The sequence below is a fragment of the Xanthomonas sp. WHRI 10204 genome (genome assembly GCF_040202875.1).
Taxonomy (GTDB): domain Bacteria; phylum Pseudomonadota; class Gammaproteobacteria; order Xanthomonadales; family Xanthomonadaceae; genus Xanthomonas.
On the sequence record NZ_JBEGDW010000001.1, the window covers coordinates 2,215,784 to 2,231,143 of the forward strand.

At 63.7% G+C, this 15,360-nt stretch carries 13 protein-coding genes and 1 riboswitch; of the genes, 3 read left to right on the forward strand and 10 right to left on the reverse strand.

Features of this window, described 5'->3' with window-relative positions; genetic code table 11:
- Positions 1-9: 9 nt before the first annotated feature.
- The 6 genes from bamB to ndk all read right to left on the reverse strand — a co-directional run bounded on the left by bamB (position 10) and on the right by ndk (position 5,241).
- Positions 10-1,227, reverse strand: a complete 1,218-nt coding sequence (gene bamB, locus ABQZ00_RS09670; protein ID WP_161963866.1) for an outer membrane protein assembly factor BamB — start codon at positions 1,225-1,227, stop codon at positions 10-12.
- Complete coding sequence (locus ABQZ00_RS09675) at positions 1,227-1,865, reverse strand: YfgM family protein (RefSeq protein ID WP_055854356.1); 639 nt, start codon at positions 1,863-1,865, stop codon at positions 1,227-1,229. The genes bamB and ABQZ00_RS09675 overlap by 1 nt, the downstream gene beginning before the upstream one ends.
- A 70-nt stretch (positions 1,866-1,935) precedes the next feature.
- Entirely contained in the window at positions 1,936-2,796 is an 861-nt protein-coding gene (locus ABQZ00_RS09680) for a RodZ domain-containing protein (RefSeq protein WP_323536934.1), read from the reverse strand.
- Positions 2,793-3,581: a type IV pilus biogenesis/stability protein PilW gene (pilW, locus tag ABQZ00_RS09685; RefSeq protein ID WP_323537421.1), complete on the reverse strand. Its 789-nt coding sequence runs from the start codon at positions 3,579-3,581 to the stop codon at positions 2,793-2,795. The genes ABQZ00_RS09680 and pilW overlap by 4 nt, the downstream gene beginning before the upstream one ends.
- A 10-nt stretch (positions 3,582-3,591) precedes the next feature.
- Positions 3,592-4,797: a dual-specificity RNA methyltransferase RlmN gene (gene rlmN / locus ABQZ00_RS09690; protein WP_055854364.1), complete on the reverse strand. Its 1,206-nt coding sequence runs from the start codon at positions 4,795-4,797 to the stop codon at positions 3,592-3,594.
- A gap of 18 nt (positions 4,798-4,815) precedes the next feature.
- Positions 4,816-5,241, reverse strand: a complete 426-nt coding sequence (gene ndk, locus ABQZ00_RS09695; RefSeq protein ID WP_002812972.1) for a nucleoside-diphosphate kinase — start codon at positions 5,239-5,241, stop codon at positions 4,816-4,818.
- Between the two features lie 218 nt (positions 5,242-5,459).
- Between ndk and ABQZ00_RS09700 the strand changes: the two genes are divergently transcribed.
- The 3 genes from ABQZ00_RS09700 to ABQZ00_RS09710 all read left to right on the forward strand — a co-directional run bounded on the left by ABQZ00_RS09700 (position 5,460) and on the right by ABQZ00_RS09710 (position 9,855).
- On the forward strand, positions 5,460-6,092 hold the full coding sequence (locus tag ABQZ00_RS09700; protein ID WP_007963815.1) for a TetR/AcrR family transcriptional regulator: 633 nt from the start codon (positions 5,460-5,462) through the stop codon (positions 6,090-6,092).
- 25 nt (positions 6,093-6,117) lie between these two features.
- On the forward strand, positions 6,118-8,490 hold the full coding sequence (locus ABQZ00_RS09705) for a 3-hydroxyacyl-CoA dehydrogenase/enoyl-CoA hydratase family protein (RefSeq protein ID WP_323536933.1): 2,373 nt from the start codon (positions 6,118-6,120) through the stop codon (positions 8,488-8,490).
- A gap of 159 nt (positions 8,491-8,649) precedes the next feature.
- The gene (locus tag ABQZ00_RS09710) at positions 8,650-9,855 is read left to right on the forward strand and encodes an acetyl-CoA C-acyltransferase (protein ID WP_055854369.1); all 1,206 of its coding nucleotides are present in this window, start codon (positions 8,650-8,652) and stop codon (positions 9,853-9,855) included.
- A gap of 337 nt (positions 9,856-10,192) precedes the next feature.
- On the opposite strand, the gene crcB is transcribed toward ABQZ00_RS09710, so the two are convergent.
- From crcB to ABQZ00_RS09730, 4 genes are all read right to left on the reverse strand, one after another.
- A complete protein-coding gene (gene crcB, locus ABQZ00_RS09715) occupies positions 10,193-10,594 on the reverse strand; it encodes a fluoride efflux transporter CrcB (protein WP_055854372.1) in 402 nt (133 codons plus the stop codon).
- A gap of 113 nt (positions 10,595-10,707) precedes the next feature.
- Positions 10,708-10,776: riboswitch (Fluoride riboswitch) on the reverse strand.
- A gap of 2 nt (positions 10,777-10,778) precedes the next feature.
- Positions 10,779-12,068, reverse strand: coding sequence for a replication-associated recombination protein A (locus ABQZ00_RS09720; RefSeq protein WP_323537420.1), 1,290 nt, complete (start codon positions 12,066-12,068; stop codon positions 10,779-10,781).
- Positions 12,069-12,409: 341 nt separating this feature from the next.
- Entirely contained in the window at positions 12,410-13,081 is a 672-nt protein-coding gene (gene lolA / locus ABQZ00_RS09725; RefSeq protein WP_055854377.1) for an outer membrane lipoprotein periplasmic chaperone LolA, read from the reverse strand.
- A gap of 57 nt (positions 13,082-13,138) precedes the next feature.
- The gene (locus ABQZ00_RS09730) at positions 13,139-15,064 is read right to left on the reverse strand and encodes a DUF3857 domain-containing transglutaminase family protein (RefSeq protein ID WP_055854378.1); all 1,926 of its coding nucleotides are present in this window, start codon (positions 15,062-15,064) and stop codon (positions 13,139-13,141) included.
- Positions 15,065-15,360: the final 296 nt, after the last annotated feature.

Here is a 15,360-nt window from a genome sequence, read left to right on the forward strand (position 1 = left end):
GCAAGGTCCTTATTGTGCCAACCGGAAGGCGGTGAGATCGCCGTCGGTGTTTTGTACCAACAGAATGCCATCGACGACTATCGGCTGCGCCAGCAGCGTGTCGCGTCCAGCGCGAGCGCGCGCGGCCAGTGCACCATCGCTGAGTTTCAGCCAGTGCAGATAACCCTTGTAATCGCCAACCACGGCGTAATCGCCCTGGATGGCCACACCGGTCAGGGAGCGACGCGCCAAGGCAGCCTGCGACCACATCGCCGCACCGCTGCTCTTGTCCAGGCCCCACACCGAACCGGCGTTGTCGGACACCACCACCATGGCGGACGACACACCAACGCCACCGGCGCCGCCGTGATCGCGTGTCCACAGCGGACGGCCGCTCGGGCCTTCCAGCGCGAGCGTTTCGTTCTTGAAGCTGGTGGCATACAGCGTGGTGCCATCCACTACCGGTGCGCCGTCCACGTCGGACATGCGCTCCAGCTCGGTGCGACCTTCCGGCACGCCGATGGCCTGCTCCCACAACGGGCGGCCATCCTGCAGCGCCAGCGCACTCAAGGTGCCGCTATCGTTGCCGACGAACACCACGCCCGGGCCAGTCACGATCGGCGCATTGCCGCGCACCGAAAGCGTCGGGCCTTCCTCGGCATGGAACCAGCGACGCTCGCCGGTCGCCGCATCGAAGGCGCTGACGCGACCGTCGTTGCTACGCACCAGTACCAGACTCTGTGCAATGGCAGGCGCGGCGATCACTTCGTTGGGTACCTTGGCGCGCCACTTTTCGGTGCCGTCGGCCTGGTTCAACGCAATCACATCGCCAGACAGCGTCCCGATCACCACCAGGCCTTCGCCAACACCGGGACCGCCGGACAGGCGCTGCTTGAACTTGCGATCGTTACGCTCTTCTTTCTTGGGCTTGTATTCCCACACGCGCTTGCCGGTCTGCAGGTCCAGCGCCTGCACGCCACCGGTGATCGCCGAGGCATACACCTTGCCATCGGCCACGGCCGGGCGCTGACGCACACCAATGTGCCCTTCGCCCTTGCCGACGCCGGTGGACCAGATCTTGTCGACCTTGACCGACGGTTCGAACTTGACCAGCTCGGCAGGCTCCTGCGCCTTCTTGGCAGCAGCATCCTTACCGGCAAACCAGCCCTTGACCGTGCTGCAACCCGCCAACGACATACCCATCAGGGCGATCAACGCAATGCGCTTGTACATGGTGTCCTGCTTCATCAAATCTGCTCCGCCGGATCGGGCACTTTGCCGCCCACATCCATCAGCTTGGTTTCCAGCAACCGGCGCTGCGGCGAGGCCACATCCACCGTGGTCAATGCCTTGGCGTACAGCGCACGCGCCTCATCGGCCTTGCCCTGCGCGACCAACGCGTCGGCGCGGATCTCCAGGCTGGTGTGATCCTGCGCATCGGCCAACAGCTTGATCGCCTCGTCCGGCTTGCCGCTCTCGGTCAGCACGCGTGCCAGACGCTGCTGCACGATCTGCTTGAGCTCGCCTTGTGCAGGTACGTCGCGCAGCGTCTTGATCGCTTCGGCATTCTTGCCGGCATCAACCTGCGCCTTGGCCAGACGTAGCGCCGCCAGCTCGGCATAGATGCCGCCCTTGCCGTCGTCGAGCGCCACGATGTCCTTGGCCGCCTTGTCCAGGTCCTTGCCCTGGATCGACTTCACCACCGCCTCGTAACGCGCGTTGGCTTCAACCAATTCGGTGGTGGTGTGCTTCTGCCACCACTGCCAGCCCAGGATCAGGGCCAGACCAAGCAGGACGCCGCCCACCAGTCCCGCGCCATTCTTTCTCAACCAGGAACGAACGCGTTCGCCTTGTTCGTGTTCGTCCAGCAGATCGTCGATCGCCATGCGTACTCTCGCTCCGTCATCCCGGAGGCGCGGAACATCAAAAGGGAAAAATGAAAAACCGCAGTCCGCTTCACTCGGAAGCAGGTACCACGGAGCCGTCGGAGGATACCGCAAAACGTGCCACGTTAGCGCGCTGGAACGGTTTCACATCGACGATACTGCCGCCTTGCTGAACCTCTACCGCCGACGCATTGCCCAGCACGATGCGGCCCACCTGACCCGGCGAATAGCTGCGACGCTCACCGGCACGGATCAGTGTTTTTTCGACTGCGCTGCCATCCGGCGCCAGGATCTGCACCCAGCTGTCGCCACTGAAACTCAACGACAGACTTTTGCCTGCATACGCCACTGCCGGTACTGCCTCGGCTTCGGGTGTTGCGCGCGGCACCGGGGTCATCGACGCAATGTACGGCGCCGGCTGCTCGCGCGGCGCTGCGGCCGGTTGCGCTGAAGTGTTACCGGCCGTGCCTGTCTTCGCTGCGACCGGCATGCTGTCCAGCGACACCGTGCTCGGCGACCTGCCGTCCAGATGCGAGCGTGTCGCATACCAGACCGGCACCGCAAACACACCGGTGATGACGACATACATCGCCTTGCGCGCGGCACTTTCGAAAATGCGGCGCGCACGCGGCGTGTGGGTATGGCTGACCAGCTTCACCGGTTCGATCGGCGCGATGCTGGCTTGCTGCAGCGACGGCTCCAGATCGATATGCAGCAGCCGCGCATAACTGCGCAACTGACCGCGCACAAAAACCGGGGCGCCCAGGCGCTGCCAGTCTTCCTGCTCAAGCGACCGCACCACGTGTGCCGGCATGCGCAGCTTGCCGGCGACATCTTCGATGCTCAGGCCCGCCGCTTCGCGCGCGTCGCGTAACTGCGGCCCGCAGCCCTTTTCCTGCTCGAAAGGGTTCGGATTGGAATCACTGATCACAATGCATTGGCCCCGGGGTTAGCGGTCGCTGCGTCAGGAAATTCCTTGACCAACCGCTGTTGGTAACGGCTGGCAGCTACCTTGTCGCCTAGCCCTTGCTCAATCTGAATGGCGAGTTGTAACACGGAAGCCGTTACCGGTGCAGCCGCAAGCCGTCGTTCGATAAAAGCACGTGCTTCAAAATAATTGCGCCGTCCGGCCTCCAGCCGCGCCATCGACTCCAACGCATAGGGATTGGCCGGATCCAGTTCGAGCGCTTTGCGTAAATCGCTTGCCGCGCGCTCGGGCTGCCCCGCCTTGAGTGCGCAACCACCTGCATTGCCGAGTGCGGACGCAGGCGATGCGTAGGTGCGGTCGGCCAATGCGCGATCGAACCAGATCAGCGATTCGGCGGGCGACCCATTGGCGCATACCCACGCGCCATAATTGTTCAACACATCTCCGCGCTGCGGCGCCAGTTCGGCGGCGCGGCGATAGGATGCGCCCGAACCGGCGACATCGCCGCGGCCACCCTGGATCAGGGCCAACATGCCGATGGCGTCCACCGATTGCGGATCTTTCTTCAACGCGGCGCGAATCTGCTCTTCGGCGCCGGCATAGTCGCCGGTCTGCATCCGGTTGCTAGCCAGGCCGAGCTTTTCCTGCACCGCCAGGCGATCCTTGGTGGCCTTGTTGTCGCGGAAGGAATACACCGGCGCGACTTCTTCCACACTCTTGGCCGAACCGGCCTTGGCATTGCGACCACCGCAGCCGACCGCGCATAACGCGATCGCCACGGCCGCCATTAACGCAAGTTCACGCTGCCGCATCTCGATCGGCCTGCCCTTCCAATGTGCGGCGGAATTCCGCCTGGCGACGGGTGCGGTCCATGACCTGCCCCTTGAGCTGCCCGCACGCCGCATCGATGTCGTCGCCACGCGTACGGCGAACCATCGTCAGCACCTGCGCGTCGAGCAGAATCTTCTGGAATGCGCGAATTTCCGTCTCGCCAGAGCGCTCGTAGCGCGTACCGGGGAACGGGTTGAACGGGATCAGATTGACTTTGCCGGCGTCCTTGGACTGCACCGTATTGTCGAACTGACGCATCAGCCTGGCCAACTGGCGCGCATGCTCCGGCTGGTCGTTGATGCCCTTCATCAAGGTGTATTCGAAGGTCACCGAGTCACGTTTCTTGTTGCCACGCAGGTAGCGCGCGCAGGACTCCATCAACTCGGCGATCGGGTACTTCTTGTTCAACGGCACCAGGCTCTCGCGCAGCGTGTCATTGGCGGCGTGCAACGAAACCGCCAGCGATACATCGCTTTCGGTGGACAGCCGGTCGATCATCGGGACCAGGCCGGAGGTCGACAAGGTCACCCGCTTGCTGGCCAGGCCGTAGCCCAGATCGTCGCGCATCACGCTCATCGCGCGCACGACGTTATCGAAATTCATCAACGGCTCGCCCATCCCCATCATCACCACGTTGGTGAGGCGGCGCTGCTGGTGCGGCACGTTACCCAGATGGCGCGCCGCCACCCAGACCTGCCCAACGATCTCGGCAGTGGTGAGGTTGCGATTAAAGCCCTGGGTGGCGGTCGAACAAAACGTGCAGTTCAACCCGCAACCGACCTGGGAGGACACGCACAGCGTGCCGCGGCCCTTGTCGGGGATGTAGACCGTTTCGATGGCGTTCTTGCCGTCGGTGCCCATGGCCAACAGCCATTTATGGGTGCCATCGGTGGACGGCTTATCGAAAACGACGTTTGGAACCAGTACCTCGGCATGCTGGTGCAACTTCGCACGCAATGCCTTGCCGAGGTCGGTCATCTGGTCGAAATCGGTGACGTAGCGGTGGTGAATCCACTTCATCACCTGATGGGCGCGGTAACGCGCTTCGCCGAGCGTGTCGGCAAAGAAGCGCTCCAGTCCCTCGCGATCGAGGTCGAGCAGGTTCTGCTTGCGCAGTTCCGGGGAACGGACGGGAACGTCCTGCAACACGGATGGGATCACAACCTCATTCACGATTCGACTCTCTCGGCCTCAGCGCGAGACCACTTCGGTGGCGGCAAAGAAATACGCGACTTCGTTGGCGGCGTTCTCGACCGAATCCGAGCCGTGCGCGGCATTGGCATCGATCGAATCGGCGAAGTCGGCGCGGATGGTACCCGGCGCAGCGTCCTTGGGATTGGTCGCGCCCAGCAGGTCGCGGTGTGCGGCAACGGCGTTTTCGCCTTCCAGCGCCTGGATCATCACCGGGCCGGAGATCATGAACTCGACCAGCGCATTGAAGAACGGACGCTCGCGGTGCACGGCGTAGAAGCCTTCTGCTTCACGACGCGACAGCTGCTTGTACTTGGCGGCCACGACCTTCAGGCCAGCCTTTTCGAAGCGGCTGTAGATTTCACCGATGACGTTCTTGGCGACGGCGTCGGGTTTGATGATGGACAGGGTGCGCTCCAGCGCCATGGGAAGTTCTCCGTTGGGCGGGCCACTAAAGACCCGAGGTTATCATGAAAAAAACCCGCGTCAAAACGCGGGCTTAGGCTTCTTTGCGATAGCCAATTCTATCTCTTCGCCACCGTGTTTGCACACCGCCCCCTGAATCGTGCTGCATTGCCGCATGACCTGCCCGCAACCAAACCCGTAGACTCAAACAATCGTTTGATTGAGTCCGACCCCAGCGCATGCCCAAGCCCGCCCACTTCTCCACCAAGGACCGCATCCTCGGTGCCGCCGAGGAGCTGTTCGCCCAGCACGGGTTTGCCGGCACCTCGCTGCGGCAGCTGACCACCCAGGCCGACGTCAACATCGCCGCGGTCAACTACCACTTCGGCTCCAAGGAAAACCTGGTCAACGAGGTGTTCCGCCGTCGCATGGACGAAATGACCGCTGCGCGCCTGCAACAGCTGGAGGCAGCAAAGAAATCGCAGCCGGGCGAGCTCACCGCGGTGCTGGCCGCCTTCGTCGAGCCGGCGCTGGCGATGGCACAGGACCGCCAGAACGGCGGCGCCTTCGTGCGGGTGATCGCACGCGCCTACGCGGAAAAGAACGACAACCTGCGCAAATTCCTGTCCGACCATTACGGCCATGTTCTGCGCGAATTCGGCAAGGCCATCGCCGGCTGCGTGCCGGGCCTGAGCAAGGAAGAGCTGTATTGGCGGCTGGATTTTCTGGCCGGTGCGCTCACCTATGCCATGGCCGACTTCGGGCTGATCAAGCGCCCGGCGGGCGTCAGCGAAGCCGACCATCGTGCGCGTGCCGCGCGCGAACTCATTCGTTTCGCGGAACCTGGTTTCCGCGCTCATTCCACACCGTAAACGCTCCACCAAGAGGCTAATTGCTATGTCCAATCCGTTGCTAGTTCGTCGCGCCGCCGTGCTCGGTGCCGGCGTCATGGGCGCGCAGATCGCCGCGCACCTCACCAATGCCGGCGTCGACACCGTCCTGTTCGACCTGCCTGCCAAGGAAGGTCCGGCCGACGGCGTCGTGCTCAAGGCCATCGCCAATCTCGGCAAGCTCAGCCCTGCCCCGCTCGCCAGCAAGGCGCTGGCCGAGGCGATCACGCCGGCCAACTACGAGAGCGGCCTGGAACAGTTGCGCGATTGCGACCTGATCATCGAAGCGATCGCCGAGCGGATGGACTGGAAGCAGGACCTGTACAAGAAGATCGCCCCGTATGTGGCCGATCACGCCGTACTTGCCTCCAATACGTCGGGCCTGGGCATCAACAAGCTCTCCGACGTGCTGCCCGAGCAGTTGCGCCACCGTTTCTGCGGCGTGCATTTCTTCAACCCGCCGCGCTATATGCACCTGGCCGAGCTGATTCCGGCCAAGGGTACCGACAAGGCCGTGCTGGAAGGCCTGGAAGCGTTCCTGGTCACCACGCTCGGCAAGGGCGTGGTGTACGCCAAGGACACCCCGAACTTCATCGGCAACCGCATTGGTGTGTTCTCGATCCTGTCCACCATCCATCACACGCAGGAGTTCGGCCTGGGCTTCGATGAAGTGGACGGCCTGACCGGCCCGCTGGTCGGCCGCCCGAAATCGGCGACCTACCGCACTTCAGACGTCGTCGGGCTGGACACCATGGCGCATGTGATCAAGACCATGGGCGACACGCTGCCGAACGACCCGTGGCACCAGTATTTCAAGTCGCCGAAGTGGCTGGACGCGCTGATCGCCAAGGGTGCGCTGGGCCAGAAGGTCGGCGCCGGTATCTTCCGCAAGGTCGGCAAGGACATCGTGGTGCTGGACCTGCAGAAGCAGGATTACCGCGCCGCTGATCGCACTGCCGCATCGGAAGTGGTCGAGATCCTCAAGATCAAGAACCCGGCCGAGAAGTTCGCCAAGTTGCGTGAGAGCCAGCACCCGCAGGCACAGTTCCTGTGGGCCACGTTCCGCGACCTGTTCCACTACAGCGCCTATCACCTGGCCGACATCGCCGAGACCGCGCGCGATGTGGATCTGGCGATCCGCTGGGGCTACGGCTGGTCGCTGGGGCCGTTCGAAACCTGGCAGGCCGCCGGCTGGAAGCAGGTGGCGCAGTGGATTGCCGAAGACATCTCCAACGGCAAGAGCATGAGCAGCGCGCCGTTGCCGAATTGGGTGTTCGATGGCCGCGACGGCGTGCATGGTGCCGAAGGCTCGTACAGCCCGGCGCACGACGCCAAGCTGCCGCGCTCCGCCCTGCCGGTCTACAAGCGCCAGCGTTTTCCCGATCCGCTGTTGGGCGAGCAGTTCTCGCCGGGCGAGACCGTGTTCGAAAACGACGGCGTGCGCATGTGGCATGACGGCGACGACATCGCGGTGGTGAGCTTCAAGACCAAGATGAACACCGTGTCCGACCATGTGCTCAACGGCTTGCAGGACGTGGTTGGCCGCGCCGAGAAGGACTTCGCCGGTCTGGTGATCTGGCAGCAGAAGGAGCCCTTCTCCGCCGGTGCCGATCTGGCCGGCGCGCTGGGCCTGTTGCAGGCCGGCAAGGTGGACGCGTTCGAAGCGCTGGTCGCCAACTTCCAGGCCACCAGCCAGCGCATCAAGTATGCGCAGGTGCCGGTCATTTCGGCCGTGCGCGGCCTGGCACTGGGCGGCGGTTGCGAGTTCCAGATGCACAGCGCCAAGACCGTCGCATCGCTGGAAAGCTATATCGGCCTGGTCGAAGCCGGCGTCGGCCTGCTGCCGGCCGGCGGCGGCTTGAAGGAGATCGCGGTGCGCGCCTCGATCGCTGCAGGTCCGGGCGGCGACGTGTTCGCCGAACTGAAGAAGACATTCGAAACCATCGCGATGGCCAAGGTCTCCAACTCGGCGGTCAACGCCCAGGAACTGGGCCTGTTGCGCGCTACCGACAAGATCGTGTTCAACAGCTTCGAGGCGCTGCACATCGCCAAGGCCGAAGCACGTGCACTGGCAGAAGGCGGCTACCGCGCCCCGCTGCCGGCACGTCGCATTCAGGTCGCCGGCGACGTCGGTATCGCCACCTTCAAGATGCTGCTGGTCAACATGCTGGAAGGCCGCTTCATCAGCGAATACGACTATGAAATCGCCACCCGCATCGCCACGGTGATGTGCGGCGGCGAAGTCGATCGCGGCGCGCTGGTGGACGAAGAATGGCTCCTCAAGCTGGAGCGCAAGCACTTCGTCGAACTGGCCCAGCAGGAAAAAACCCAGGCGCGCATCGGCCACATGCTCAAGACGGGCAAGCCGTTGAGGAACTGAGAATCGGGAGTGGGGAATCGGGAATGGGTAAAAGCCCCACCGATTTCCCGCTTCTCCCCATTAAATTCTGCCGGGCGATGAAGATGGCGAACTCAGGCGAATCCGCACTTGCGATTCCCGATTCCCCATTCTCGATTCCCGGCTACCGGAGATAGCCAAATGAGCAAGCAGATTCAAGAAGCCTACATCGTTGCCGCCACCCGTACGCCGGTCGGCAAGGCGCCGAAGGGCGTGTTCCGCAACACCCGTCCAGACGACATGCTGGCACACGTACTGCGTGCGGTCGTGGCGCAGGCGCCGGGCATCGATCTGTCGCGGATCGACGACGCCATCATCGGCTGCGCGATGCCCGAGGGCGAGCAAGGCATGAACGTAGCGCGCATCGGCGTGCTGCTGGCTGGCCTGCCCAACACCGTGGCTGGTCAGACCATCAACCGTTTTTGTTCGTCGGGCATCCAGGCCGTGGCGATGGCGGCCGACCAGATCCGCCTGGGCAATGCCGACCTGATGTTGGCCGGCGGCACTGAGTCGATGTCGATGGTGCCGATGATGGGCAACAAGGTGGCGATGTCGCCGAACGTATTCGCCGACGACCACGTGGCCATTGCCTATGGCATGGGCATCACCGCTGAGAAGGTCGCCGAAGAATGGAAGGTCTCGCGCGAAGATCAGGACGCGTTCGCGCTGGCCTCGCATCAGAAGGCGATTGCGGCCATTGCCGCAGGCGAGTTCCGCGATGAAATCACCCCGTACGAAATCCTCTCGCACCAGCCCGACCTGGCTGGCAACGTCATCGCGCTGCGCAAGCGCCTGGTCGACACCGATGAAGGCCCGCGTCCGGACAGTTCGCTGGAAGGCCTGGCCAAGCTGCGTCCGGTGTTCCGTAACGGGCAGTTCGGCGGCAGCGTCACTGCGGGCAACTCCTCGCAGATGAGTGACGGCGCCGGCGCGGTGCTGCTGGCCTCCGAGCAGGCGATCAAGGATTACGGGCTGACCCCGCTTGCGCGGTTTGTCAGCTTCTCGGTGGCAGGCGTGCGCCCGGAAGTGATGGGCATCGGCCCGATCGCGGCAATTCCCAAGGCACTCAAGCAGGCCGGCCTGACCAAGGACCAGATCGACTGGATCGAACTCAACGAAGCCTTCGCCGCACAGGCGTTGGCGGTGATCCGCGACAGCGGGCTGGACCCGTCCAAGGTCAATCCGCTGGGTGGCGCGATCGCACTCGGTCATCCGCTCGGTGCGACCGGCGCGATCCGTGCGGCGACGCTGGTGCACGGCCTGCGTCGTCGTCAGCAAAAGTACGGCATGGTCACCATGTGTATCGGCACCGGCATGGGTGCGGCGGGCATTATCGAAGCGCTGTAAGTCGTTTTCGTCCGGGATCGGCCACCGCGCCGATCTCGCGAACGCGAGGAAGAGCCGACTGAAGGCGTGCGCGAGCACGCCTTCTTTTTGGGCGGCTGAAAACCGCCGCCGGCCGGATTTGCATCGCATGCGGATTCGCTTGCGCCAGTCGATGCATCCGGTGAACGCAGCGCTTACGCGCCCGTGCGCAAGTTGAGCAGCCGCTGTTGGCGCGATCGTGGGAACTACCGCACAAACCAGGCCGCACATCCCGACGGGATCGCCGCGTGCAATGCACAGCGCAGCTGGCAGAAACCGACGCCCGCGCAGTTCAAAATCTTGCGGACAACGTGGCGGTCTAGCGTGCCACCAGCCACTGGCCTGCACGCGCACCGGCAAACATCAGCGCCAGCCCGGCCACCAGCGTCACCGCCAGATACACGCCGATCATCGTGGAGCGATCGGTGCGCGCAAACACCAGACACTCCATCATCAGCGACGAAAAGGTGGTCAGCCCGCCCATCACGCCGACGATCAGCAGCGCCCGCAGCGGCCAGCTCGACGGACCGCGCGCATCCAGCCAGACCAGCAGCACGCCGGCGACGAACGAGCCGAGCAGATTTACCGTCAACGTTCCCCACGGAAAGCCGGCGCCAAAGCGCTGCAGCAGCGCTGCACCGATCGTAAAACGCAGCCCCGAGCCCAATGCGCCGCCGGTCATCGCCAACAATAATTGCTGCCACCACACCGGTGCGTTCATGCACGTACTCCGCAACCGCCCAGTTGGGTCTTCGAAAAAAACGTATGCGCGTTCGGCATCATCAATCCTGAGTCGAGAAGCGATGCCGGGGCACGGGCCTGCCGCCCCGGCGGGGGTGGACAGGCATCATCAGCGCGCAGACTGCGTGCGGTTCAAGGAGGAATGCCATCTCCCGTATCGCCGATTATGCCGTGGGCTTTCCAGCCTTGTCAGCCCGCGCCTGCGCACGCGCCTCGCGCAGCCGGTCGAGCTTTTCCTTGAGCTTGATTTCCAGTCCACGCGGCACCGGCTTGTAATACACCTGCTCGCCCATCGCGTCCGGAAAGCCGGTCTGGTCGAGCGCGATGCCGCCCTCGGCGTCGTGGTCGTATTGATAGTCCTGGCCGTAACCGAGCGTCTTCATCAGCTTGGTCGGCGCATTGCGCAGGTGCAGCGGCACCTCTTGCGTGCCGGTGGCGCGCACATCGGCCTTGGCTTGATTGAAGGCCGCGTAGCCGGCGTTGGATTTAGCGGTGCTGGCCAGATACAGCACCAACTGTGCGAACGCCAGCTCGCCTTCCGGGCTGCCCAGGCGCTCGTAAATATCCCAGGCTTCCAGCGCCATGCTCTGCGCCCGCGGGTCGGCCAGACCGATATCCTCGATCGCCATGCGGGTCAGCCGGCGCGCCAGATAGGCCGGGTCGCAGCCGCCGTCGAGCATGCGGGTGAGCCAGTACAACGCCGCATCCGGATTGGAGCTGCGCACCGACTTATGCAGCGCCGAGATCTGGTCGTAGAACTGTTCGCCGTTCTTGTCGAAACGGCGGGTGCGGTCGGCCAGCACCTGCAGCAGCGTCTGCGGCGTGATCTCCCCGCCCTCGCCGCCTGCCAGCTCGGCGGCGATTTCCAGCAGGGTCAGCGCACGTCGCACATCGCCATCGGCGGCGCTGGCGATTTCCAGCAGCGACGCATCGCTGACCTGGATGGTCTCCTGTCCCAGTCCACGCTCGGAATCGTGCAATGCGCGTTGCAGCGCTTCAACAATGTCCTGCGGCGACACCGATTCGAGCACATGCACGCGGCAACGCGACAGCAATGCGGAGTTCAATTCGAACGACGGATTTTCCGTGGTCGCGCCGACGAACAGGATGGTGCCGCGCTCGATGTGCGGCAAAAATGCATCCTGCTGCGCCTTGTTGAAGCGATGCACCTCATCGACGAACAACACCGTGCGTCGGCCGCTGGCAAACCGTTGCGCGGCCTCGGCCAACACCTGACGGACCTCGGGCAGCCCCGACAACACTGCGGAAATCGCCTTGAACTCGGCATCCGCGTAGTGCGCCAGCAGCAAGGCAAGCGTGGTCTTGCCGCATCCTGGCGGGCCCCACAAGATCATTGAATGCACGCGACCCGATTCCACCGCGCGGCGTAGTGCGCTGTCGGGCGTCAACAAGCGTTTTTGGCCGACCATTTCGTCCAGCGTCCGCGGACGCATGCGCTCTGCAAGCGGGCGCAGATGGTCTGCGTCCACGCTAAGCAGATCGGCGGTGCTATCGATGGTGGATCTGGTTCGTGCCACGCCCCATTCTATCGCGCCGGGGCGTTATCGCATTGCAGCGGTGAGCTGCCGCGCGAAAGCGGCAGATCTCTCACGTTTCGGAAGGCGACCGTAGCGACGATGCGGGTTGGCGAGCGCATCTGGATCACAGAAGGCACAACGCAAGACGCCTCCCCGTAGGAAGGCGTCTGCAATATTGCCTCAACGCATCTGCTGACAAGTTGCAACGTGCAGCCTTGCGCCCCGAGTGAATCGGTCGCCTTCAATCGGGCATGACCTTACTGCGCGTCGCCCACCACATCCACTCCCTTGGCCGGGGTGTAGCGGAAGGTGTCGGCCGCAAACGCGGGGTTGCGCTTCCAGCCACTGAAGCTGATCGCAGTGCGCTGACCCACCGCATCGACCACCTCCATCTTGGCCAGGCCGTCCTTGCCGAAGCCGAGCGAGGCCATCTGGAAGCTGGCTTCGGTGTCGACCTTGGGCGTCAACGACAGCCACTGCAGGCCGTCGCGCGGCGCGGCTTCTTCGCTGACGTCGTATTGCTTGTCCAGACGCGCGGGGTCGATCAACGCCACCAGCGGGCTGTTCTGCTCTTCGTTGCCCTGCGCGCGCACGGTGACCTGCTCCAGGTCGGGGTCGAACACCCACACCTTCTTGCCATCCGCCACGATCAATTGCTTGTAAGGCTTGGCGTATTCCCAACGGAACTGACGCGGTGCCGACAATGCCACCCGCCCGCTCGAACGCTCCTTGACCCGGCCGTTGGCATCGGCAACCTGCTGATCGAACTGCCCATCCAGGCCCTTCAGGCCACGGGTGAACGTGTCCAGCTCCTGGCGCGCACCGGCAAACGCGGTGCCGGCAAACAGAGCGGTGGCGAGGACGGCATAACGGAGCTGGCGATGCATCGCGGTCTTCCAGAAAGGAGTACGCCAATTCTGAAGCTTCATAGATGAATGGGCGAGCGCTATTGCATGGCCGCGTTCATGCAGCGGCAGCGGGTTGCCTCAATCATTGGTCTGCACCTTGGACAGATCGCCGTAAACGATCTGCCCACGAAAGCCGCGTCGCACCTGCTGATACAACTCGCGAAATGCACGGTAATCCTGCGGCTGGCATAAGGCCTGTGGCCCGTGCACCGCCGCACGTTGCAGGCGATGGACCGCAGTGACCGTCTGTCCCTGGCGCGACCAATCCACCACGTATTCGCCAGCCGCATTGCGAAACTTGCTGCTACGCGGGATGGCAATGATCGGCACCGTCTCGGGGAAGGTCACCACGTAGGTTTCCTCACGCACGCTGTCGTTGCAGTAGAACGGAGTCAGATTGTCTTCGGCCGAAGTGGTGGCGTAGATCCCGCGGGTCGATTCGGCCCCCGGCATGTCCGGCAAGGTCATACCGCCGACCACCGAAAAATCCACCGCATCGTTGGCCTGGAAGCTGTAGCGATAGTTGAACGGCGTTTCCAGATCCAGCGGATCGCCCTGAATCAGCAGATCGCCGGTCCCGACGAAACCGGACTGGGCAATGATGGATTCCTCGATACGGTTACGGTTCTGCGCATTGAGTTGTACGAACATCGCGCGCAAGCCCACTTCGCCGGTCTGCCCGCTGTCCAGGGTCGTCAGGCCCTGCAATCCGCCCTGCGGCGTGAAGCGGTACTCGGTCCGGGCGACGTAGCGGTTGACCTTGCGATCGTTCGGCGGGGTCTGAGTGACCTTGCCGTCGCGCGTATGCACCACCGGCGCGCCAAGATCGCCGGCCGGCAGCTGGCCGAAGCGCGCGTAGGGGTTGGTCGAATCGACGTAAAGATCGAAGGCCGGGATGTAGGTGATGGCGTGATTGAAGCGCCCCAGCACAGGAATTGCCGGCAATGTCGGCCCGCCCTCCGCGCCGATCAGCACCGGCGTGCTGGCGATGCCCTTGGCGGCCAGCAGCGCTTCCAGAATCACGGTGTGATCCTTGCAGTCGCCATAGTGATTGGCCAGGATGCTGTCGGCACTGTTGGGCTCCAGACCGCCATTGCCCAGGTACACCGCCACGTAGCGGATATTGCGCGCGACCCAGGCATACAACGCCGCCGCCTGCGCCCGCGGCTCATCGATTCCCTTGGTCACCTGGTCGGCCAATGCCTGGATCGCGGGTGTGACCGTGGCGGCGCGCCCACCCTTGACGTGATATGCCAGGCCCATCTGCGACCAACTGTCGAAGGTGCTGGCCATCAGCGTGGGGCTGAATTCCCAGGTCGCCGCACTCCAGTTCTGGTTCTTCATCGGCGTGGCGCGCTGGTAGCGCCATTCCCAGCGCGCCTGATCGCCACGCACCACCGGCTTGGTGCTGCCCTGCAAACCACGTGCGGACAGATGCATCGGTAGCGACTTGGGCGCAACCAAGGTGACCACTGCATCGTCGTATTGCGCGAACACGCTGAAGGTTTCCCACAGACTGAAATAGCCTGGGAAGTAAGGCGTGTTCTGTGCGCGTCGCACGCGATAGACGATGCGCGCACCCGGCGCCAGGTTCGGGAACACCACCACCTTGACCTTGCGGTCGGCGTACATCGCCGCCGAAGCGCTGGAATAGCTTTCCTGGGTATAGATCTTGTCGGCTGCCACGTCCTGGCGCAGCCCTTCGGCGGTGACGGTGTACGCCTCCAGCACTTCGAGCGTCTCCATCTTTTCGCTGTAGCTCAACCGCACCTGGCTGAACTGCTCCACCGCCGACTTGGTCTTGAGCAGGATTTCGTACTCGTCGGTCTCCACACTGCTGGCATCGGCGCGCACTTCGTAGTCGGCGCGGTAGCGCACAAAGCTGTAGTTGGTATCGGCCTGGGTCCGCGTCGCCGCCGCGGCAGGCGCGGGGCGCTGTTGCGCCTGGGCGAGCAGCGGAGCGCAGATCAACAATACGAGCAACAACACAGGACGACGCAGCATGGGTCTCGATCACGACGGGCCGGAGCGGCCGTTGTCCGATAGGGTAGCCGGTGTGCCCGGCAATGACAGGTATCGACTTCCAACAATGCCGCATTGATACGTGCGGCAGCGCTCGTTGAGACGACTCACACACCGCAGTCCACGCAGACGCGCAATACGGGGTCTTGCGCCGGCGCGTGGGCGCAACTGGACGAGAATCGAAACGCGTCCTGCACACGTCGAATCCAGGCAATGGCCCTTTCGCCCTATCGCTGCGCCGCGTGCCACCGTACCGCGCAGCGACTGCCGCAGCCGCG

Bases quoted from the DNA above. Each gene is read 5' to 3' on its own strand.
- ABQZ00_RS09700 (WP_007963815.1), top strand. From the start codon at position 5,460: ATGCCCAAGCCCGCCCACTTCTCCACCAAGGACCGCATCCTCGGTGCC.
- bamB (WP_161963866.1), bottom strand. From the start codon at position 1,227: ATGAAGCAGGACACCATGTACAAGCGCATTGCGTTGATCGCCCTGATG.
- ABQZ00_RS09730 (WP_055854378.1), bottom strand. From the start codon at position 15,064: ATGCTGCGTCGTCCTGTGTTGTTGCTCGTATTGTTGATCTGCGCTCCG.
- ndk (WP_002812972.1), bottom strand. From the start codon at position 5,241: ATGGCGCTGGAGCGCACCCTGTCCATCATCAAACCCGACGCCGTCGCC.
- crcB (WP_055854372.1), bottom strand. From the start codon at position 10,594: ATGAACGCACCGGTGTGGTGGCAGCAATTATTGTTGGCGATGACCGGC.
- pilW (WP_323537421.1), bottom strand. From the start codon at position 3,581: ATGGCGGCCGTGGCGATCGCGTTATGCGCGGTCGGCTGCGGTGGTCGC.
- ABQZ00_RS09675 (WP_055854356.1), bottom strand. From the start codon at position 1,865: ATGGCGATCGACGATCTGCTGGACGAACACGAACAAGGCGAACGCGTT.
- lolA (WP_055854377.1), bottom strand. From the start codon at position 13,081: ATGAAGCTTCAGAATTGGCGTACTCCTTTCTGGAAGACCGCGATGCAT.
- ABQZ00_RS09705 (WP_323536933.1), top strand. From the start codon at position 6,118: ATGTCCAATCCGTTGCTAGTTCGTCGCGCCGCCGTGCTCGGTGCCGGC.
- ABQZ00_RS09720 (WP_323537420.1), bottom strand. From the start codon at position 12,068: ATGCGTCCGCGGACGCTGGACGAAATGGTCGGCCAAAAACGCTTGTTG.
- ABQZ00_RS09710 (WP_055854369.1), top strand. From the start codon at position 8,650: ATGAGCAAGCAGATTCAAGAAGCCTACATCGTTGCCGCCACCCGTACG.